Source organism: Paraburkholderia sp. SIMBA_030, assembly GCF_046535245.1.
GTDB lineage: Bacteria > Pseudomonadota > Gammaproteobacteria > Burkholderiales > Burkholderiaceae > Paraburkholderia.
The window spans coordinates 115704-135651 of sequence record NZ_JAWRXB010000010.1 but is presented as its reverse complement, the minus strand read 5'-3'; the positions used below and the strand labels follow the sequence as shown (position 1 = coordinate 135651).

The 19948-nt window shown below is 62.7% G+C and carries 15 protein-coding genes; 7 read left to right on the top strand and 8 right to left on the bottom strand.

Features of this window, described 5'->3' with window-relative positions:
* Nucleotides 1–29 precede the first annotated feature (29 nt).
* The 5 genes from SB772_RS18640 (at nucleotide 30) to SB772_RS18620 (ending at nucleotide 6090) form a co-directional block, all read left to right on the top strand.
* Nucleotides 30–1331 carry an MFS transporter gene (locus SB772_RS18640; protein WP_410834693.1) on the top strand — a complete coding sequence of 434 codons (1302 nt, stop codon included), beginning with the start codon at nucleotides 30–32 and terminating at the stop codon, nucleotides 1329–1331.
* A 22-nt stretch (nucleotides 1332–1353) separates the two neighbouring features.
* Nucleotides 1354–2526 carry a thiolase family protein gene (locus tag SB772_RS18635; protein WP_410834692.1) on the top strand — a complete coding sequence of 391 codons (1173 nt, stop codon included), beginning with the start codon at nucleotides 1354–1356 and terminating at the stop codon, nucleotides 2524–2526.
* 104 nt (nucleotides 2527–2630) lie between these two features.
* Nucleotides 2631–3488 carry an oxidoreductase gene (locus SB772_RS18630; protein ID WP_410834691.1) on the top strand — a complete coding sequence of 286 codons (858 nt, stop codon included), beginning with the start codon at nucleotides 2631–2633 and terminating at the stop codon, nucleotides 3486–3488.
* Between the two features lie 346 nt (nucleotides 3489–3834).
* Entirely contained in the window at nucleotides 3835–5565 is a 1731-nt protein-coding gene (locus tag SB772_RS18625) for a methyl-accepting chemotaxis protein (protein WP_410834690.1), read from the top strand.
* A gap of 21 nt (nucleotides 5566–5586) precedes the next feature.
* Complete coding sequence (locus SB772_RS18620) at nucleotides 5587–6090, top strand: LysR substrate-binding domain-containing protein (RefSeq protein ID WP_410834689.1); 504 nt, start codon at nucleotides 5587–5589, stop codon at nucleotides 6088–6090.
* A gap of 179 nt (nucleotides 6091–6269) precedes the next feature.
* On the opposite strand, the gene SB772_RS18615 is transcribed toward SB772_RS18620, so the two are convergent.
* The 7 genes from SB772_RS18615 to SB772_RS18585 all read right to left on the bottom strand — a co-directional run bounded on the left by SB772_RS18615 (nucleotide 6270) and on the right by SB772_RS18585 (nucleotide 17354).
* The gene (locus SB772_RS18615) at nucleotides 6270–8204 is read right to left on the bottom strand and encodes an SMP-30/gluconolactonase/LRE family protein (protein WP_410834688.1); all 1935 of its coding nucleotides are present in this window, start codon (nucleotides 8202–8204) and stop codon (nucleotides 6270–6272) included.
* 404 nt (nucleotides 8205–8608) lie between these two features.
* Nucleotides 8609–9985 carry an ATP-binding protein gene (locus SB772_RS18610; protein WP_410834687.1) on the bottom strand — a complete coding sequence of 459 codons (1377 nt, stop codon included), beginning with the start codon at nucleotides 9983–9985 and terminating at the stop codon, nucleotides 8609–8611.
* Between the two features lie 6 nt (nucleotides 9986–9991).
* Nucleotides 9992–10681 (bottom strand): response regulator transcription factor, encoded by a 690-nt coding sequence (locus SB772_RS18605; protein WP_410834686.1) that lies wholly within the window; start codon nucleotides 10679–10681, stop codon nucleotides 9992–9994.
* Between the two features lie 10 nt (nucleotides 10682–10691).
* Entirely contained in the window at nucleotides 10692–11510 is an 819-nt protein-coding gene (locus SB772_RS18600) for a MipA/OmpV family protein (RefSeq protein WP_410834685.1), read from the bottom strand.
* A 115-nt stretch (nucleotides 11511–11625) separates the two neighbouring features.
* Nucleotides 11626–14703 (bottom strand): efflux RND transporter permease subunit, encoded by a 3078-nt coding sequence (locus SB772_RS18595; RefSeq protein ID WP_410834684.1) that lies wholly within the window; start codon nucleotides 14701–14703, stop codon nucleotides 11626–11628.
* On the bottom strand, nucleotides 14700–15887 hold the full coding sequence (locus SB772_RS18590) for an efflux RND transporter periplasmic adaptor subunit (protein ID WP_410834683.1): 1188 nt from the start codon (nucleotides 15885–15887) through the stop codon (nucleotides 14700–14702). Before SB772_RS18590 ends, SB772_RS18595 begins: the two co-directional genes overlap by 4 nt.
* A gap of 6 nt (nucleotides 15888–15893) precedes the next feature.
* The gene (locus SB772_RS18585) at nucleotides 15894–17354 is read right to left on the bottom strand and encodes an efflux transporter outer membrane subunit (RefSeq protein ID WP_410834682.1); all 1461 of its coding nucleotides are present in this window, start codon (nucleotides 17352–17354) and stop codon (nucleotides 15894–15896) included.
* Nucleotides 17355–17772: 418 nt separating this feature from the next.
* Between SB772_RS18585 and SB772_RS18580 the strand changes: the two genes are divergently transcribed.
* Nucleotides 17773–18498: a VacJ family lipoprotein gene (locus tag SB772_RS18580; RefSeq protein ID WP_410834681.1), complete on the top strand. Its 726-nt coding sequence runs from the start codon at nucleotides 17773–17775 to the stop codon at nucleotides 18496–18498.
* A 122-nt stretch (nucleotides 18499–18620) separates the two neighbouring features.
* Nucleotides 18621–18923: a hypothetical protein gene (locus SB772_RS18575; protein WP_410834680.1), complete on the top strand. Its 303-nt coding sequence runs from the start codon at nucleotides 18621–18623 to the stop codon at nucleotides 18921–18923.
* Between the two features lie 236 nt (nucleotides 18924–19159).
* Here the strand turns inward: SB772_RS18575 and SB772_RS18570 are convergent, their stop codons facing one another.
* Nucleotides 19160–19915 carry an SDR family oxidoreductase gene (locus SB772_RS18570; protein WP_410834679.1) on the bottom strand — a complete coding sequence of 252 codons (756 nt, stop codon included), beginning with the start codon at nucleotides 19913–19915 and terminating at the stop codon, nucleotides 19160–19162.
* Nucleotides 19916–19948: the final 33 nt, after the last annotated feature.

The window sequence follows — 19948 nt, the reverse complement described above, 5'->3', positions numbered from 1 at the left end:
TGTTCACATCGATAGACACGGAGACAAGCATGGATACCACCCTTCCGGGCGTCGCAGCGCCGTCCGCCGCGACGCTCACGCGCGCTCAGAAACGAGCGATCGTCGCGGCGACGCTCGGCACCATCGTCGAGTTCACGGACTGGATCATTTACGCCACATTCGCGGCCCTTTTCTCGCGGCATTTCTTTCCTGCCCACGACGAACACGTGTCGTTGCTATCGGCCTTCGCGGTATTCGCAGTCGGTTTCATCATGCGTCCCATCGGCGGCGCACTGCTCGGCGCTTACGCCGATCGACATGGGCGCAAGAACGGCCTCGCATTGTCGGTGGCGCTGATGGCCGGCAGCTCACTCGTCATCGCGACGTGCCCCGGCTATCGGTCGATCGGCTTCGCGGCGCCCGTCATTCTTGTTCTCGCCCGGCTCGTGCAAGGCTTTGCGGCGGGCGGCGAGTTCGGCTCTGCATCGACTTTTCTAATCGAATCGTCCGCGCCTTCGCGGCGCGGTTTCGCCGGCTCGTGGCAGCACTTCGCGGTCAACGCGGGAGTGCTCGTTGCTGCGTCTATCGGCGCGCTTCTGACTTCGTTCATCGAGCCGTCCGCCATGGCGGAATATGGTTGGCGGATCGCGTTCGGCATCGCGGGCGTGATGGGTCTCGTCGCACTGTGGGTGCGGCTCGCGGTCGCCGAAACCGACGCGTTCAAGAAGGTCGCGAAGCACGGGCACGCACGGCATCCGTTCATCTCGATCGTGCGCGATCACCGTCGCGCTGCGCTGCGCGTGGTAGGCATCGCGATGGCGGGCAATCTCTGCATCTATCTCTGGCTCGTGCTGTTTCCGACGCTCGCGCATCTGAGAACCGGTCTGCCGCTTTCCGCCGCGTTTCGGGCGAGCGTGATTTCGATCGTCGTATCGCTCATCGCGATCCCGTTCATCGGCATGTTGTCGGATCGCATCGGACGCAAGCCGGTTCTGCTCGTTTTCGCCGGCGGGTCGGCGTTCTTTGCGTGGCCCGCACTGAGCCTGCTTTCCAATGACTTCTGGAACGCGACCGTCATCGTGACCATCGGCATGATGCTGTCATCGGGCTTCGCCGCGACGTGCGCGACCGTGATGGCCGAACAGTTTCCCGCGCACGTGCGCGCAACGGGCGTCGCACTGCCCTATGCGATATCGGCGGCGCTCTTTGGCGGCACGCTGCCCTACATCGTCACCGCGATGTCCAACTCGGGTTTGTCGCAATACCTGTGGGTCTACGTGGCGGCTGTGTGCGTTGTAGGCTTCGTCGTATATGCGCGCATGCCGGAAACGCGCGGAAAGTTCCTCGATTAACGCTTTTTCTCTGGAGACAGCAATGCGAAAAGTAGTCATCGGCGGCGTCGGCATGACGTCATTTGGGAAGTTCCTCGAACGCAATCTGAAGTCGCTTTCCGAGGAAGCAGTCGCGCTCGCGCTGAAGGATGCGCGCGTGAGCGTGAACGACGTGGACCGCATCTTCTTTGGCAATGCCGCGGCGGGCGTCGTAACGGGACAGGAAATGATTCGCGCGCAATCTTCGTTGCGCAATACCGGACTCGATGGAAAGCCAATGTTCAACGTGGAGAACGCGTGCGCCTCGGGAAGTTCAGCGCTCAATCTCGCGTGGTGGTCGGTTGCGTCGGGGCAGGCGGAGACGGCGCTGGTTGTCGGGGTGGAGAAACTTTCGCACGAAGACAAGGCGATTTCATTCGGCGCATTCGCGAAAGCCGTCGATCTCGAAGAGCCGCTGCCCGAAGGCGTCACCACGGGCACCGGATCGCTCTTCATGGATCTTTATGCAGCGAAAGCCCGCAAGTGGATGGAAAGAACCGGAGCCGATGCAAGCGATTTCGCACGCGTGGTCGTCAAGAGCCGCCGCGCGGGGTCGCTGAATCCACTCGCCCAGTTTCGCAAGGAAACGACCATCGATGAAGTATTGGGGAGCCGCATGGTCAGCGATCCGTTGACGCTGTTCATGTGCTCGTCGATCGGCGATGGAGGCGCGGCCCTGTTCATCTGCTCGGAAGACTATGCACGCAAGCGCGACATACCGCCGGTGTTCATCCGTGCGAGTTCGATTGTCTCTGCCAGGGCCGACGGCTCGGGCGAACTCGTCGCGGTGCGCGCAGCCGGAGAAGCGTATGAGGCGGCCGGCATCGGACCGGAAGACGTGGATGTCGTCGAACTGCACGATGCATCGGCGCCCGCCGAGCTGATTCATTACGAGAACCTCGGCCTCTGCGCCTCCGGCGATGCGCCGAAGCTCATTCGCTCTGGCGATACGGATATCGGTGGACGCGTGTCCGTGAATCCGAGCGGCGGATTGCTGTCGCGAGGTCATCCCGTCGGCGCGACGGGCGTGGCGCAAATCGTCGAACTCACGCAGCAACTGCGCGGTAGAGCGGGCGCGCGACAACGTCATGGGGCGAAGGTAGCGCTTGCCGAAAACAACGGTGGTCAGCTCGCCGGCGATTCTGCTGTCGCTCTTGTCACGATTCTGTCCACCTGAGCGAGGGAGGCTGTTCGCACCAGCGCGTCGGAACCTGAATCCGGCGCGCGCGAATCTCCCGCCATATGTTTCGTTCGTCTTAATCGCAAACTTAGGAGCGCATCATGAGCAACATCACGAAACAGCAGTTCAAGCGCGTCTGGTTCATCACGGGCGCGTCGCGCGGTCTTGGCGCGCTGATTGCGCAAGCTGCTCTTGCACACGGCAATGCAGTCGTCGCAGCAGGACGCAACATCACCGCGATCACCGAGCGTCTCGGCGAGTCGCACGCGCTGTTGCCTGTGGCGCTCGACGTAACCGACGAGGCGCAAGCAAGAGCCGCCGTCGCCGCAGCCATCGAGAAGTTCGGTCGCATCGACGTGCTGGTCAACAACGCGGGCTTCGGCCTACTCGCGGCCGTCGAGGAATCGAGCGACGCGGACGTGCGTCGCATGTACGACACCAACGTCTTCGGCCTGCTGAATGTAACTCGCGCGGTGTTGCCGGTCATGCGCAAGCAGAGCTCGGGGCACGTGATAAATCTGTCGTCGATTGGCGGTTATCGTGCGGCGGCGGGGTTCGGCGTGTACTGCTCGACGAAGTTCGCTGTCGAAGGCATCACCGAAGCTCTTCACGCAGAGCTCGAGCCGCTCGGCATTCATGCCACCGTTGTCGAACCGGGCTACTTCCGCACCGATTTCCTCGATGCGTCGTCGCTCGTCGTCGGCAAGGAAGTCATCGACGACTATGTCGAGACGTCGGGCACTGTGCGACGCCTGGCTGTCGAGATGAATCACAATCAGCCCGGGGACCCGGAAAAGCTCGCGACGGCCCTCGTCACGCTGGCCGATGCGCAAACGCCGCCTCTGCGTCTTCCGCTCGGCACAGACACGCTGAAGGCCATCGCCGACAAGAATGCGTACGTCACCGCGGAAACCGAAAAGTGGGAAGAATTGTCGCGGTCGACGGATTTCCCGCTTTGATCCGCTTGTTCGCGAAGTGGAGCAGCATCATCGCGAGGCAGCGCCTTTCTGAACGTTGGCGATACCGGCCGATGCTCGTGCGTTAGTCGCCACGCTGGCGCGGCAGCGTCAACAGGGTAAAGCCGAAAATGTCAGGCCGTCTTCGTCGGACCGGCGCAGCATTTAAGTTCGGGGACAAATCTTACATTGTTGCCCTTGCCATGCCTCCGGAAATATATGGCAACGGAGATGAATCCTATATCGCTAAAGAATGACAAGGACCCGGTCGTTATACGCGTTAGGAATTTGCATTCATAACGCAATATCCAAGTTGTCCGTCGGATCTCTAATATCGGGGGAATTTGCCGTGCCGTTTCTGAAAAATCTGAGGGTGTTGACCCAACTGATGCTTGGTTTCTCTGTCGTGACCGTCCTTATGATCGGACTAGGTGGCTTCAGCCTCTTCGAGATCAGTGCCGAAAACGATCACGTATCACAACTGCGCGACAACTGGTTACCGTCCGTTCGCAGCAGCCTGCAGATGCAGGCTGGCCTGCGCGACATCCGCCTTGCCGAATATCGCCTTGCCACTGCACAGACCCCCGCTGACATTCAGGAGGCCGAGTCGCAAAGCGTGGCCCGTATTGCGAGCTATAGTCGCGCGGTCGCCGAATACGAGAAACTCATGTCGGAGCCGGAGGAAAAGGTGGCGTTCGCGGACATCCAGACGCTGATGCCGCAATACATGCAGATCGATCAACAGATCCATGCCCTGGCGAAAGAGAGCAAGGGGGCGGACGCCATATCGCTGTTGAAAGGTCGGGCGACCACAATTCGCTCCGCAATTGAAAAGGACATCACCACCATCGTTGACGTAAATGTGGCGGGATCGGTCCGCGAAGGCACGGCGGCAGGCCAGGCGTATTCGCATGCTGTTGCCCTTGTGATCGGACTGATCGTCGCTGCATCGGCAATTGCGCTGTCGTTGGCTTTGCTCATCGCGCGCGGCCTCGCAAGGCAGCTTGGCGGTGAGCCACGCGACGCTGCGGCACTCGCTAGCGACATCGCAGCCGGGAACCTGCACACGGCGGTCCAGTTGAAGGCGGGCGATCACAGCAGCCTGTTGTTCTCGCTGGGCGTCATGAAGGACCAGCTGACGACAATCGTACGGGGTATCCAGACCTCCAGCGAGTCAATCTCGGTCGCTGCCGGCGAAATCGCCCAAGGCAACACCGATCTGTCCCAGCGCACCGAAGAGCAGGCGGCGTCGCTGGAGGAAACCGCTTCAAGCATGGAAGAGTTGACCAGCACCGTCCGTCATAACGCGGACAACGCACGGCAGGCAACCACGCTGGCCAGCACGGCGTCGGAAATCGCACAGCGTGGCGGCGACGTGGTCCGACGTGTGGTGGAGACGATGCATGGGATCTCCGGCAGTTCGGCCAAAATGTCAGAGATCATCGCCGTTATCGAGGGCATCGCATTCCAGACGAATATTCTTGCACTTAACGCAGCGGTCGAAGCGGCTCGCGCCGGTGAACAGGGGCGGGGGTTTGCCGTGGTGGCGGGCGAGGTCCGCACGCTAGCCCAACGCAGTGCAAGCGCGGCCAAGGAAATCAAGGACCTGATTGGCGAGTCGGTGAATCGGGTGGACGAAGGCTCAAAGCTCGTCGAGCAAGCAGGCAGCACGATCAGCGAGGTCGTCCAGTCAGTGAAGCGTGTTGCCGACATTGTGGGCGAAATCTCCTCGGCCTCGGAAGAACAGCGCACCGGCATCGAGCAGGTCAATCAGGCCGTCACCCAGATGGACCAGGTGACCCAGCAGAACGCCGCCCTCGTGGAAGAAGCGGCGGCAGCGGCGCAGTCGATGGCCCAGCAGGCGCAGGGGTTGCGCGAGGCCGTGGCTGTTTTCACGATTGCCGATAGGGGGCCATCCGCGTCACACACAATTGCGTCGCGGAGCGAACCGCATCGGCCGGCACCGGCAGTTCGCACGCCCCTTCGTGCAACGTCGGCCGTGAGCACGCCAGTGACTACCGCAAACAGGGAAACCGTCATCGCGGCCGAAACCGGCGCTTCCGACTGGCAGACATTCTGAGCGGGTCTGAAAAATTGAACAATGCTGACAATGCGACATGGGCCCCCGCGCTGTGCTAGGCAATCACACCGGCTACGTGTTGAGAAGCTGCTGCTCCCGCTCACGTTCGGCGCGACTCATTTATCACCGGTTCTGGCAGAAATGGCGCGGCGTCACCCGCTGCTGCACATCCACACCTGCTACAGTGACCGCGTAGTCGACCTGGTTGGCGAAGGATATGACTGCGCTATTCGGATCGGCTACCTTCAGGATTCAAATCTCATCGCGAAGCGCGTTGGACCGATTGACAATGCCATCGCTATCGCCGCCGCCGCAGTAGCGGGGCTCGGCCTCGCATGGCTCCCTGACGGCGTGAAAGACCAATATATTGCGTCTGGAGCGCTTGTGCCGGTCATGTGTCGTTTTCCACCACCTACGGCGGGTATCTACGTTGTGCGACCGCCCGGGCAAAATCCCCCGGCGAAAATCCGGGTCCTGACCGAAATGCTGATCGAATGTTTCGATCAGCACGCGTATGTGGCGTGACCCGATGCGAAACGTCGCGGCACGTTCGGTAGAACAGAGTTCATGTGTCCTCGCGTGGGCCGGTGTCACATTTATTTCGCATCGTTCAGACGCTTGTCCAGCAAGACGCGTTGTCGCCGCGCTCGGCCGCCTACGCGGTCTCGGTGCCCGGCGCCCTCTTTCGGTGGCTGATCGCACGATCAGGGCGTCCAGCGATAAACGGTGATGCTGGAGCCCTTGACGTTGTTCTTCGTGACCACGTACTCGCCCGTCGATCGAAGGTATGCCCTGATGCCGTACATCGAATCGATGGCGCTGCTGGCGTCCACGGTACCGCTACTGGTGTTGACCAGCGTGGTCTCGAGGTTGCCTGTAGCGAGATTGAAGGCGTCGATGTTCGGCCAGGCTTGCCCGCTGCCGCTGAACCAGTAGCCGACGAAGAGATAGTTGCCGGCAGCGTCAATCGACTTGGCGCCGGCGTGGATGAGGTTGATCACCGGATTGGGCGCCGTGGTGTTGCCCGCGCTCCAGCCGTGATACACCTCGATCCGCGTGCCTATCGACGTCCAGTCCGTACTCCCGACGATGCCCTGTCCGAGAATCATGGTGTCGCTGTCCGCGAGGTAGACGATGCGCGTCAACGGCTTGATGCTATCGGGAATGCGGATCGGGATACCGGGTCCCCATGTTGGCTTGCCGCTGGCGTCGAAGCCGGTCAGCGGGTAGTGGTAGATGTAACCGGTCTTGTCCAAGCCGGCCCACACGCCTCCCTTGCTGTCGATGCAGAATCCGTCCCTGACCGATGCGGTCGTCTTGAACGCCGTACCGGGAAGCGTGGCGTCCGGTATTGCGATGTAGCCATTCGCAGCATTGAAGTGGAAGAAGTAGAAGATATCGGGGTTCTGGCCGAACGCCACGAGGATCCGGTTGACGCCGACGCTGGCAAGTTGACTGAAGTGCTCATCCCGTGAGCGATCGTTCATGTTGATGCGTGGATCGGATGGATAGTCGATCGGATTGACGGTGTTCGCGACGAAGGTGCCCCCAGCGCTGCCGGTGTAGATGTTGGTGCCGCTATAGAACAAGGCACCATCCGTGGCCGGGTCCGGGGCGGCGATGCCCTCGAAGTTGAGGGACTGAAGCGTCCACCGCAGGTTGCCGGCACTGTTATACGCATGAATGTCGGTGCCGCCGTTGCGGCCGAGGTCCCAGCTGCCGCCCCACGGGTTGTTGAGCACATAGAGGTTACCTGCGGTGTCCTTGCCGATGCCAGTGACGCGGGTGAAGCGCTTCGCGCCGACCTGACCTTTGATTCCCGTCGTGGCGTCGAGATAACCGCCCTGAATGCCGAATGTACCGGCCAGCGTCGGCGTGCCCGAGAGTTTGTAGCGCTTGATGTTCATGTCGGGGCCCTCGTCCCCGACCATGAGCTGCCCCGACGACGCATCGAAATAGAGCGCCGACGGCTGTGACCCGCTGGGCATCCGGATGGTGTTCAGCAGGGCGCCGGTTGGACTGAACCCGACGATCGAGCCCTCACTCTTCTGTGCGACCCAGACGTTGCCTGCGCCATCCAGGGCGAGCGCGCCCGGGCCCGAGACGTTGATGTCCCGCTGCCAGACACCGTTGGTAGTGAAGATCCGGACGCGATTGCCATAGAAGTCGCTCGCATAGAGGAGCAAGCCCGCCGTGGCGAGTCCGGTGATGACGTCGACCCGAGGCTGGTTGCTCACCGCACTGACCTGAATCAAAAGATCGCGAGCCTTGGTGGTGCGTTTGTATCGTCCCACCGCGCCGCTTCCGTACGACCCGCCGGGCTGCAGTGCCGCGAAGATCGACGTCGCGTTGCCCGTGATCGCGCCGCCCTGAAACTCGCCGTGCGCGCCGATCGAGCCGAAGCTCTTGCCGTTCTGATAGATTGCGACGCCACCCTCGTACTCGTCCCACATGGAGGCCGTATAGATGACGCCCTCGGGCGCGACCCACATGGAACGCGCGGTGTTACCCACGTGGGCGGCGAGGGTGCCATAGCTGTTCGCCAGCCAGTCGGTGGCGTTTTGCGCCTGACAGGCCGGCGCAATCGCGGCGATCGCTGCGGCGAGGAGCGCAGCATGAATTCGTTTTATTTCGACCATGACTGCTGTTCTCCTGAATGTCGCGACCATTCACATGAATGACTTCTTTAACTCGAGACGAATAGCGGACGACTCGCGTCTCCTCATTTTTAGATCAAATTTCGCATGTACCCCAGAGCTTCGTACGATTCAATGTGTTCCTTACGGTCAAGTACACTCCATGGGGCGTGGAGTGGAATGCCACGGGCGGCCGGGCGTTACTCCAGCTGCTATGTCCGCGCCACTGTGTCGGGCGATTTTTCCGACCATACGCTGGCGAGTGACGCGCACCTTCACACCTGCAGTGCAGGCACCCGTGGGTTTGGTCATTGTGCCCTGGTCGCGCCAGCATGGTACCGATGGGGATATCGCCGACAGGCGCTGCTATGCGCAGTGCATATCACGCCCCTGAGCGCCGACGGCCGCTACAGCCAGACAATGAATCCAGTTCCAGAAAACGAACTGCTGACAGTCAATCGCCATTCATGAGCAGTTGCGATTTCCTTGCAGATCGCGAGGCCGAGCCCGGCGCCATCATGGCGGGCATCCGGTGCCCGCCAGAACCGCTCGAAAAGAAACGGCAGGTACTCCTGCTTAATGCCTGGCCCCTCGTCCCGAACCTGAATCGAACTGTTATCGAGAATCAGCCACACGACGCTGTTGGGCGGCGAAACATTGACCGCATTTTCGACCATGTTCTTGAGCAGAATGAACAACGCGCCTCGGTCGGCCCAGATCGACTGCAGCGCAACCGGGGCCTCGAGTTGAAGCGTGACATGATTCCTGTCGGCCTTGCGCGCTAGATACGAGACGACGTCCTGAGCGACATCGACACTGCTTACCGCTCCAAAATTGAAGTTCTGCGACTCGCTGACCTCGGCGAGATGCAACAGTTGCCGAACCTGACGCGACATCAGATCGATTTCGCGAAACAGCAGGTCCTTGTCGTCGATCCCGGGCTGCAGTTCGATTTGACCACGGATCAAGGTGAGCGGCGTCTGCAACTCGTGCGCGGCTGACGCGAGAAACTGCTGCTGCACGGCGAAGCCGTTCTCGAGTCTGTCGAGCGCTTCGTTGAAGGCATGAATCAGCGGCCTGATTTCACTCGGAACGCCCCCGGTGGAGAGCCGCGTCGTGAGATTGCGCGGCGTGATACGTGCAGCCGCGCGCGATGCATCCCTAAGCGGCCTGAGCAACCGATGCACGGTAAAAGGTAAAGACAGGCCAAAAATGACCGTGGCGACGACAATAATCGTCTTGATGATCGCCGGCATCGGCCTGACCTTGGCGTCGATCAGCGCGTCGACGAAGCGCGCCGACGTTGCGGTCTGCGTATAGAAAACCGCCGGGCCATGCGCAACCCGCAGCGTCAGCACTTCGAATGGCTTCGCCCCTATCTCCGCCCGCTGAACATTGCCAACGGCCCCGGATAGATCGCCCGCAATCCATGCTTCACGCCCCTCTGCCCCCTTCGAAGCCAGCAACACGCTGCCGCGCTCGTCGAGCACGCGGTACTTCAGTTCTGTCGGCACCACCTCGAAAAGCCAGGCCGTCTGCGCGGGAAGCTGCACGGAAACCGGACGGCCGGCACCGTCGAATCGGATTCCACTCGCGATCGCCGTGGCGCTTTCCATCTCCTCGTGCCGCCCGAGCATCTGCTGTGGGAAATGATTGAACGCATAGGTGGCGGCCGTCGCCAGCGCGGTCAGGCTGATCGCAAGCGCAACAATGCTGGTCACCCAAAGCCGCGCGGACAGACTGCGAATCCAGTGATTGAGCATAGCGAGCAATGGGCCGTTCATTTAGTGCTACCCGGCAGAACCGGTGGCAACCTGGAGCGCGAATCCCGCGCCGCGAATATTGGCAAGCCGCGTTGTCGCGCCGACCGCGGTCAGCTTCTTGCGCAGACGATGCAGCGTGACTTCGAGCGCGTTGGGCGTGACGGCTTCGCCGAGTCCCCACGCAGCATGTTCGAGCGCCGCATGCCGCACGGTGGCGCCCGCCGCCTTCACGAGGCACAGCACGATCTGCAACTCGGCAGGCGCAAGCAGAACAGACTGCGCGCCGCAGCGCATCGCGCGTTGCTGCGGATCGACCGTGATGTCGCCGAACGAGATCACCAGTTCCGTCAGCGTCACCGGACGGCGCATCAGCGTACGCACCCGCGCAACCAGCTCGCTCATGGCGAAGGGCTTGGTCACGTAGTCGTCCGCGCCGTTTTCCAGTCCGTCGACGCGGTCATGCAGCGCGTCGCGCGCCGTCAGCATGAGCGAGGGCGTCATTTGCCCTGCCGCACGCAATGTCCGCAGCAAAGTCAGGCCGTCGCCGTCCGGCAAACCGCGATCGATGATGAGCACGGCGTAGTCGGCGCGGCTCACGCCATAATGCGCCTCCGAAATGGTGCCGAATACATCGGTCTCGATGCCCGCAGCGGAAAGCGCCTGGCGGATCATGCCGGCCAGGCGTTCGTGGTCTTCGATCAGTGCGACTCGCGACATGCGGTGGTGCTCAATTGAACTCGTAAAGGTAGCCGACCTTGGCTTGCGGAATATAGCGCTTGCCCACCAGCGGGCTGTCGGTGATGCCGCTGCCGAGGTGCGCGACGCCGACGTCCAGGATCAGGATCTGATGGCGTGTGAACTTGTAGTTGATACGCGTTCCCACCGAGATGTCGTAGGTCGCCTTACCGGTATATTCCGGGCGCCCGGCACGCACTTCGGATGAACGCACACCGTAATAGTAATCGACATATTTGCTGCTCAGCCAATCCACGCCGGCGTGCGGTTCGAACTCGAATTTGCCGTATTCGAAGGACTTGCTGAAGTCGATACTGGCTTTCTGTCCCTTGTTGCCGCCTTCCAGAACATCGCCCGACAGCGTGCCGTAGGCGGTGTGCCATGCGAGTGCCGGGCCGTACCAGAACGCGCCGTTGCGATTTTGCATGCCGCTCAGAATCGGCGCGTCGGACGCCTTGTAGCCGTCGCCGATCGCGTACTGTCCGCGCAGCGCAAGGCTCACGTTGCTCCACTTGCCGAGCTTCAGATCAACGGCGGTACCGAAAACATGCACCCATTTGTTGTCGAATGAAATCAGTGGAATCGGCGTGTATTTCGTGCCGTAGCCTTTGTAAGGCGCCTGCTCGATGCCCGCTCCCACGCCCAGGCCCCAATGCGTCACATTGGTCGAATTGTTCAGCACGGTGAAGCCCGTGTCGTCCGCCGTGGGCGGCTCCGGGCTCTGGCCGTCGGCCCAGGCCGCCCCCGAATACAGGCAGACTGACGCAACGGCCAGCAACAGCTGGAGTTCACGGCGATAAGCTATTTTCACAGTCGTTCCTTGTGGTGGGGTCAGCGTCGGGCAAACTTTAGTGCGCGTCGACTTACTGCCCACTTACCGGAATAGGCGTTTCAGGAATTCGCTACCGGGAGCTGCATCGCATCTGTCACAGTGCGGTCCGCGAGTCGGTCTGACTGGTTTTGGACGGTTCGAAACGGCGTTTCAAGGCGTTGCGCAGGCGTTCGAAATACATGAACACCACCGGCACGACGAGCAGGCTGAGCGCCGTGGACGTCAACAGCCCACCTATCACCGCAAATGCCATGGGCCGGCGAAAGCTGGCGTCCGCGCCGAAGCCGAGCGCGATCGGCAGCAGGCCCGCGGTCATCGCGACCGTGGTCATCACAATGGCTCGCGCACGCTTCATGCAGGCGTCCACGATCGCGCTCGCGAGCGGAAGACCCGCGTCGAGGTCGCGGATCGCATAGTCGACCAGCAGGATCGAGTTCTTCGTGACGATACCCATCAGCATGATCAGACCGACCATTGAAGGCACGTCCAGCTCGCTGCGCGTGAGTAGCAGAAGCAGGAACGATCCGCCGAGACATAGCGGCAGTGCGCACAAAATCGTCACCGGCTGCAGGAAGTCCCTGAACAGCAGAACGAGCAGCAGGTAGACGCAGAACACGCCGGTCACCATCGCCATCAGGAAACTGGACGACAACTCGGCCATCGTGTCCGCATCGCCGTCTTCGAGCAACTGGACGCCGGCAGGCAAACTCTGGACCGCCGGCAGCGCCTTGACTGCCAGCAATGAGTCGCCGAGAGACGCGCTGCCCAGATCGGCGGATATCGTGACATATCGCTGGCGGTCGAAGCGGTTGATCTGTGCAAGCCCGCTACCGAGCGACACATTGGCAATCGAGCCGAGCGGCACGAGGCCGTCGCGTCCCTTCAGCCGCAGATCGGACACCGCGCCGATATCCTCCAGCGAGTGATTGCCGAGGCGCACACGCAGATAGATCTGCCGGTCGTCGAGATTGAGCCGCGCCAGTTGAGTGTCGAAGTCACCGGCGGTGGCGATGCGCACGGCCTCGCCGATGGTCGCCGTGCTGATGCCCCGATTCGCCGCTGCCGCCATGTCGGGACGAATCACGATCTCCGGACGCTCGATGCTCGCCGTCGACGCGACATTGAAGAGGCCCGGCACGCCGCGCATCTCGTTGGCGACGCGGCGTGCGCTTTCGGTCAATACCGATGTATCGTTACCGCTCAGGATGATCTGGAATTTCTGACCCAGGCCACCACCGCTCACCGAAAAGCGCGCACCCGGCACGGTCGACAGGCGCTCGCGCACCTCCGCTTCGATGCTTGCCTGATCCGGTCGGCCACCTCGCGCAGCGAGCTCGAGCGTCACCATGCCGAAGCGCACACCGGTGGTCTGCACCGCCTCGAAGCTCGTGCTCGCATTGTTGCCGGCGACGCTGAAGATGGTCTCGATGCCCGGCAATCCGTTCAGACGCTGCCGCGCGCTGCGCTCCACGGCGAGCGTATCGTCGAGCGAACTGCCCGGCGCGAGCTCGACGTTGACGGTGATATAGCCGCGATCCGATGCCGGGACGAAACCCCTGGAAATGAACGGCACCAGCGCAACCGAACCGATCATGAATGCCAGCGTCAGCAGCAGCGTCGTCTTTCGGTGCGCGAGACACCAGCCGACCATCCGCCGGTATCGCCGCATAACCCGCGACGGCGCGTCATCGTGCGACGGTATCGGTTTGAGAAAGGCCACCGCCATCATCGGCGTGAGCAGGCGTGCCACTAGCAGAGACATCAGCACGGCCACCACCGCGGTCCAGCCAAACTGCTTGAAGAACAGTCCCGGCACGCCGCCCATCAGCGCAGTCGGCAGAAAAATGGCGACCAGCGTCAACGTGGTGGCCGTCACCGGCAGTGCGATTTCGGTGACAGCATCCGTCGCGGCCCGCAATAGCGGCTTGCCCATTCGCACGTGCCGCTCGATGTTTTCGATCTCGACAATCGCATCGTCGACCAGCACGCCGACCACGACCGCCAGCGCAAGCAAGGTCAACGTGTTCAGCGAGTAGCCGAGCCATTGCATCGTCGCGAAGGTCGGCAGGATCGACAAGGGCAACGCGGTCGCGGCCACCAGCGTCGCACGGCGATCGCGCAGGAACCACCACACCACCAGTACGGCAAGCAGCGCGCCCTCGTAGAGCATGTCCATCGAGCCGCGGTACTGCTCGCGCGTATAGTCGACCGTGCTCGAGATCAGTTGCGCGCTGAAGGTCGCATCCGCCGCGTGCAGACTGCGCAGCGCCTCGTCGACGCCGGCGGAGATGCGGGTCTCGTCGGCCCCTTTCGAGCGGTAGATGCGAAAGCCGACCACCCGGCGTTCGCCAAGCGTGGCGGCTTCGAGCGGTTCGGCGACACTGTCGCGCACACTCGCCACACGGTCCAGCGTGAGCCAGCGGCCATCGGCCAGCGCGATCGGAAAACGCGTGAGGCTGGACGCTTGCGGCACCGTGCCGACCACGCGCATCGACTGCTCCCCCTCGCCCAGCCGGCCGCGGCCGCCCGACGCGTCCATCTGCATCAGACGCAGCGCATGCGACAGATCGACTGCCGTCAACCCCGCCGACGTGAGCTTCGCCGGGTCCACCACGACCGCCACTTCGCGAGACACGCCGCCCACCCGCTCAATCCGTGCGACACCGGGCACTGCCAGCACCGCCTTGCTCACCGTATCGTCCACGTACCACGACAGATCGACTTCGCTGAGCCGGGAAGAGCTCGCCGCGAACGTCATGATCGGCTGCGAATCGCTGCGCACCGCGGTCACGACCGGCGGGTCCATGTCGGCCGGGAGGTCCGTGCGGATGCGATCGAGCGCGTCCTTCGCCTCGTTGAGCGCATCCGACAGGTTGCGGCCGATGAACAGCTTCACTTCGATATGCACCTGCCCGTCGACGATCGCCGTGGTCTGGTGCTTGATGCCTTGCAAGGTGGCGAGCGCATCCTCGGCTTTGCGCGCGACGTCCGTCTCAAGTTGCGCGGGCGCGGCGCCCGGCAACGACAACACCACGTTCAGCGTCGGCAGGTCGAGATCCGGCATGTCCTGCACCGGCAGACTCTGGAACCCCCACAATCCCGCGAGCGACAGGAAGATAAACAGCACGATCACCGGAATCCGATGATGAATCGGCCAGGAGGCGAAGTTCATTGGACAGTTCCGGTAAGCGTAGCGGGCAGCGTTGCGTCGCCTGGGATGACCGTGACAACGTCGCCCTCGTTGAGCAGGGACGCACCGTCGGCGACAAGCCGTTCGCTACCTGACAGCCCGCTCACGATTTCGACAGCGCGGCCATCGCGCCGGCCGGTTTGCACCTCGCGCAGCGTGACGCGTTGCACGCCGCCGCGCCCGACCACCTCCGCGACGTGGCTGCGGCCGTCATGCATCGCCAGTGCGGATCCCGGCACCAGTAGCGCGTCGCTGTCACCACGCACGATCTGGCCCGACACATACATGCCGGCGCGAGCGTGCGAACCCGCTTCGAGGTCCGCGTACACGATCGCCACATGCGATTGCGTATCCAGCGCCGGCGCGATGGACACGACCGTGCCGCCCGCCTTGCTGCCGTCCGGCAAGCGCACCACGACCCGCTGACCGGCCGCGATCGACGCCACCTCGGCGGGCGCCACCTCGGCCTGCCATTGCAACCGGTCCTGACGGATCAGTCGGAACAGTTCCTGGCCCACCGGCGCGACCAATCCGAGCGTCGCGCTACGGGCGCTGATCGTGCCGTCGTCAGGCGCAATTACGTCCGCGTTATGCAGGTCGACCTGACGCGCCTGCAATTGCGCACGCGCGGCTTGCTCCTGCGCGCGCGTCACGGCAGCCGTGGTCCGGTATTGCAGCAGGTCCTGCTTACTGATGCCGCCGCTGTCCTTCATCTCGAGCGCGCGCGCCTCGTTCGCACGCCCCTGCTCGGCCGCCGCTTTGGCCTGAGCCAGCGCCGCAGCCGCCTGCGCGACATCCGCCTGGAGCATCGTCGTGTCGTAGCGGGCCAGCAATTGACCGCGCCTGACCGTGCTGCCTGTATCGACGCGAATCTCGGCGAGACGCGCACCGGCCAGCAGCGAGCGGATCGACGCTTCCTGCCACGGCGCGATCGAGCCGGACACGGCCGCGCTGTCCGGTAGGCGCGCACGATAAGGGGCGGTAAGCGAGACCGTAAGCGCGCTCGCAGCTGGCGGTTGCGCTTGCGTAGCCGGACGGCGATGTAGCGCTACGCCCGCAAGACCCGCAGCCAGCAGACCACTCAGGAGCGCGCCAAGAATCACGTTGCGCCGGGTCGCCCACATGCCGCGCCAACGTACGACGCGGCGATTGAACGGCTGTGACATATCCTTTTACTCCGGGTGCATTGGTGTGGTGACGAACGCGGCCGCGTTGCCCGACGCGCGCACGATATCGATCCATGCCTGGATGCTGGCGCGCGCTGCATCGATGGCGGTCTGGTCGGCGGCCTCGCGTTGACGGCGCGTGTCTTCCAGCTGGAAGAGGTTGACCGCACCCGCCCGCCACTGCGACTCGGTTGCATCGAGCGTGGCACGCGCGGCATCGCGGGCACGGATCGCTGCCGCGAGTCGCTCGCTTGCATGGGACTGCTCGGCGAGCGCGTCTTCGATGTCCTGGGCGGTATTACGCAAGGTCGAATGCAAGGACGCGAGCGCGGCGAGATAGCGCGCGGTGGCGGCGTCGACCGAAGCCGCGCCACCGCCCGCATCGAAAAGGGGCGCGCTGATACCTGACATTAGCGACCAGCCCAGAAACGACAGCGTGCTGCCCGACGCCGAGATCCAGTTGCCCGTCAGTGCCGATGTGAGATTGATGACCGGCAGACGGTCGGCGCGCGCGACGCCGATCTCCGCATACGTCGCCGCGGCTTCACGCTCCGCCGCGATCACGGCCGGATGACGCGATAGCACTGTCGCGGGCAAGGCCAGCGCGACTTGCGGAACGCGCGGATAACCCGGCTCCTTGTGCTGATCTGTGGCAAAGCCCGTCAACGTGATGCGCGCGTCGATCTCCGTCGCCGTCAAACCGCTCAACGCGACCAGCGCGTCACGGTCCTTCACGCAACTTTCGTCCTGCGAGATCAGGCTCGCACGGGCATCCTCGAGGCCGCTGATCGCGCGGCTCCCGTCGACCGGAGGCGCGAAGCCGAGCGCGACGCGGCGACGCGTCAATGCAAGATCGCGTTCACGCGACGCAATGTCGTCGCGCTTCACTCGGAGGCCGAAGCGGCACGCCCGCAGCGACACCAGCTCGCCCGCAACCTGGCTCGACAACAGCAGCCGCGCGGACTGCGCATCGGCGTTGCGGGCGTCGAGCCGGCTCGCCGCGGCATCCTGTGCGCCGCGCAACCGTCCGAACAGATCGATTTCCCATGCGAAAGTGGGACCGCCCGTGATCGAACTGCCGACCTGGGTGGTGCTCGCGCCACTGCTCGACTGGATGCGGGCGCGGCCGCTGCTGCCATTCACGTTAATCTGAGGATGACTGAACGAAGTCTCCAGGCCCAGCGTGGCACGCGCCTCGGCGAGATGGGCGCTGGCCAGCGCCAGCGACGGGCTGCTGGTCAACGCGGACTCGATCAGGCCGCTGAGGACGGGATCGTCGAGCGCGGACCACCAGTCTTCGCTCGGTGGCAGCAGAAACGCCGGATTGCCCGACTGATTCGCCCATACCGGGTGATCGTTGAAATGCGCCGGCACGTAGGGCGACTGGGTCGAACACGCAGTGGTAGCGGCAAGCACGCAGCACGTAACAGCACGCGCGGCTTCATAAACAAAACGTTCAGCGAGCACCAGTTCGACCCCGCCGATGAACGCAACCCGACTGGGATATGACGGGCAACGCGAGGAAAATAATCGTCAGTTGGGTGCCATGCTCATCGGTCATCGCCATAACGCTCGTCGGTCGTGTAGAGCCCGCACCCAGGATCGTGCCGGCCGCGTGGCCGGACAATTCCCGCACGGGAGATGCTGCATCATGGCGGCTACCGACTTACCCGCCACTTACCGTCCCAGACCTCGCTCCGCTCGACGAGTTGCGCGTTACATCAATTCAAGCGCACCGACGCATGTGCGCCAGTGCAAAAGACGCACCGGCAGTAAGTGGCCGGTAAGTCTTCCGGTCGCACCATCGCATCGACTGTCCTTCGCCGCCGCCACTGCGCCGCATGGTTGGTACCCCTTTTGTCATTCCTGTACCTGGAGTCCCGCGATGAAACGGTGCGATCTGAATACTTTGGCGCTCGCCGCCACGGTGCTTCTTTCATCGGGATGCGCTACGGAGCCCGGGCGTATCGCCGGCGACCCGCTTGAACCGATGAACCGGACCATTTACTCGTTCAACGACAAGGTCGACACCTATGTGGCCAAGCCCACCGCGAAGGCCTACCAGAAGGTGATGCCGTCACTGGTGCAAACCGCAGTGCGCAATTTCTTCTCCAACCTTGACGATATCGGCAACTTTGCCAATGACCTGCTGCAACTGAAAGCGACGGACGCGAGCGAGGATGCAATACGCTTTGCGTTCAACTCCACCTTGGGGATAGGCGGTCTTATCGACTGGGCGACACCCGCGGGTCTGCCCAAACACCATCAGGACTTCGGGCTGACGCTTGCTCACTATGGCATACCGATCGGGCCATATCTGGTGATGCCGTTGTTCGGGCCGAGCAGCGTGCGGGATGTGAGTAACGTCGCCGTCGACAGCTTCCTCAACCCGTTCGCAGCAGCACCGGTTGCTGTCCAGGCATCCGTGGCCGGCACCCGCTTTGTCAGCGCCCGCGCTGATCTGCTGAGCGCGTCGAGTCTGCTTTCGCAGGCCGCGATCGATCCCTATTCGTTCACTCGCGACCTGTACCTGCAAAGGCGCCGCATGCTCTCGACGAAATCGAGTGACGCCGACAAGTTGCCGGACTACGCGGATCCCTCGCTTCAATAGAAGTGACGGCGGCGCCACATTCCAATCGTCGCACAGCCCTTTGCCGGCGCGCGCCTTGAAATGGCCGATGTCGGCGATCGCCCGGGGCAAGCAAATCCCGACCCTTCTCTGGAGATCACGCTATGACCGCCCTTCGTTTTACCGTGCCCCTTATCCTGCTCACCGCCGCGTGTTCGCCAGCGTGGCCGGATGCCAGCACTCATCTCCGGCAAACGGCGCAACCCGATACGCTCGTGCCCGCGCCAGTCGCCGTGAACGACCGGAAACACACCGCGCCACCCGCGAATGCGCCAGTTATTAGCGTCGGGGTGAGCGATCCCAACACGCAGCTGATCCTGCCGTGGTTCCTCACCGATATCATCAATGCGATCAATACGCGGACGTCAGCCAGCGATTTTCTGCGCACTGTCGGACAGGGTATCTAGTCTCTTTTGTCAGCCAATCCGTCGGAGAACAACGCGCGCTGTCGCTACGATGTTCAGCGCTTCGCGTAACTGCTTGATTTTTCCGTTTTCGACGTGGATGTAGCCAAAAAAAGGCTGACGGAACGGCCGCCGCGCCGCGACGACGAGCGCATCGCTTCGACATAGTTGTGAATGTGGTGTGCGCCAAACGTCCCACCGAGCACGTCCACCGCATAATCATGTCGGCAGGCAGCGATTCACCCACCTAGCACGTCCATCATCTGGGCATTCAAGCCATTGACGAAGCTGTGCTCACCGGGACCAGGATTCCCGCGGAACAGCTTTGCACCTTCAACCAGAACCTCATCCACGTCGGTTCCGAGGACAGCGATCGTTTCGTCGATGAAGGCATCAAGCGGCATCGCCTGTTCGGCTTCGCGGCTGTTCATGAGGTCCGTGCGCACCCAGGGCGGTGCGATCTCGAGCACGCGAACCTTCGTGTCCCGCAGCATAAAGCGTTGCGAGAGGATGTACGAATGCAGCGCCGCCTTGGTCGACGAATACACTGCCGTCACGGCCAGCGGAACGAAAGCCAGGACCGAGCTGGTATAGGCGACGACAGCGTCGTTCCTGGTCTTGAAGTGATCGATCAGCGCCGACGTCATGCGGATCGGCCCCATGAGGTTGGTCGTGATGGTGGACACCATCAGTGCATCGTCGATGTGGCCGCCCGCCTGGTCAGGCTGCATGATCCCTGCGTTGTTGATCAGCACGTTGAGATCGGGATAGTCCCCGATCAGTTGCGCCGCCACCCTCTCGATGCTGGCCGGGTCGGCAATGTCGAGCTCGATTGCAGCCATACCGGGATTCGCCGCCACCACCTCGTCGAGATGGCTGCGCCGGCGGCCGCCGATGATGACCTTGTTGCCGCGCTTGTGGAGCGCCTCGGCTAGCCCGCGACCAATGCCCGAACCGCCGCCCGTGATGAAGATCGTGTTTCCGGTGAGTTTCATGATCATTGTCCTGTTGAGGTTGCTGTAGGTGGG

Coding starts and splice junctions, on each gene's coding strand:
- SB772_RS18615 (WP_410834688.1), bottom strand. CDS start 8,204: ATGGTCGAAATAAAACGAATTCATGCTGCGCTCCTCGCCGCAGCGATC.
- SB772_RS18590 (WP_410834683.1), bottom strand. CDS start 15,887: ATGTCACAGCCGTTCAATCGCCGCGTCGTACGTTGGCGCGGCATGTGG.
- SB772_RS18630 (WP_410834691.1), top strand. CDS start 2,631: ATGAGCAACATCACGAAACAGCAGTTCAAGCGCGTCTGGTTCATCACG.
- SB772_RS18640 (WP_410834693.1), top strand. CDS start 30: ATGGATACCACCCTTCCGGGCGTCGCAGCGCCGTCCGCCGCGACGCTC.
- SB772_RS18575 (WP_410834680.1), top strand. CDS start 18,621: ATGACCGCCCTTCGTTTTACCGTGCCCCTTATCCTGCTCACCGCCGCG.
- SB772_RS18620 (WP_410834689.1), top strand. CDS start 5,587: ATGCTGACAATGCGACATGGGCCCCCGCGCTGTGCTAGGCAATCACAC.
- SB772_RS18635 (WP_410834692.1), top strand. CDS start 1,354: ATGCGAAAAGTAGTCATCGGCGGCGTCGGCATGACGTCATTTGGGAAG.
- SB772_RS18570 (WP_410834679.1), bottom strand. CDS start 19,915: ATGAAACTCACCGGAAACACGATCTTCATCACGGGCGGCGGTTCGGGC.
- SB772_RS18605 (WP_410834686.1), bottom strand. CDS start 10,681: ATGTCGCGAGTCGCACTGATCGAAGACCACGAACGCCTGGCCGGCATG.
- SB772_RS18580 (WP_410834681.1), top strand. CDS start 17,773: ATGAAACGGTGCGATCTGAATACTTTGGCGCTCGCCGCCACGGTGCTT.
- SB772_RS18610 (WP_410834687.1), bottom strand. CDS start 9,985: ATGAACGGCCCATTGCTCGCTATGCTCAATCACTGGATTCGCAGTCTG.
- SB772_RS18595 (WP_410834684.1), bottom strand. CDS start 14,703: ATGAACTTCGCCTCCTGGCCGATTCATCATCGGATTCCGGTGATCGTG.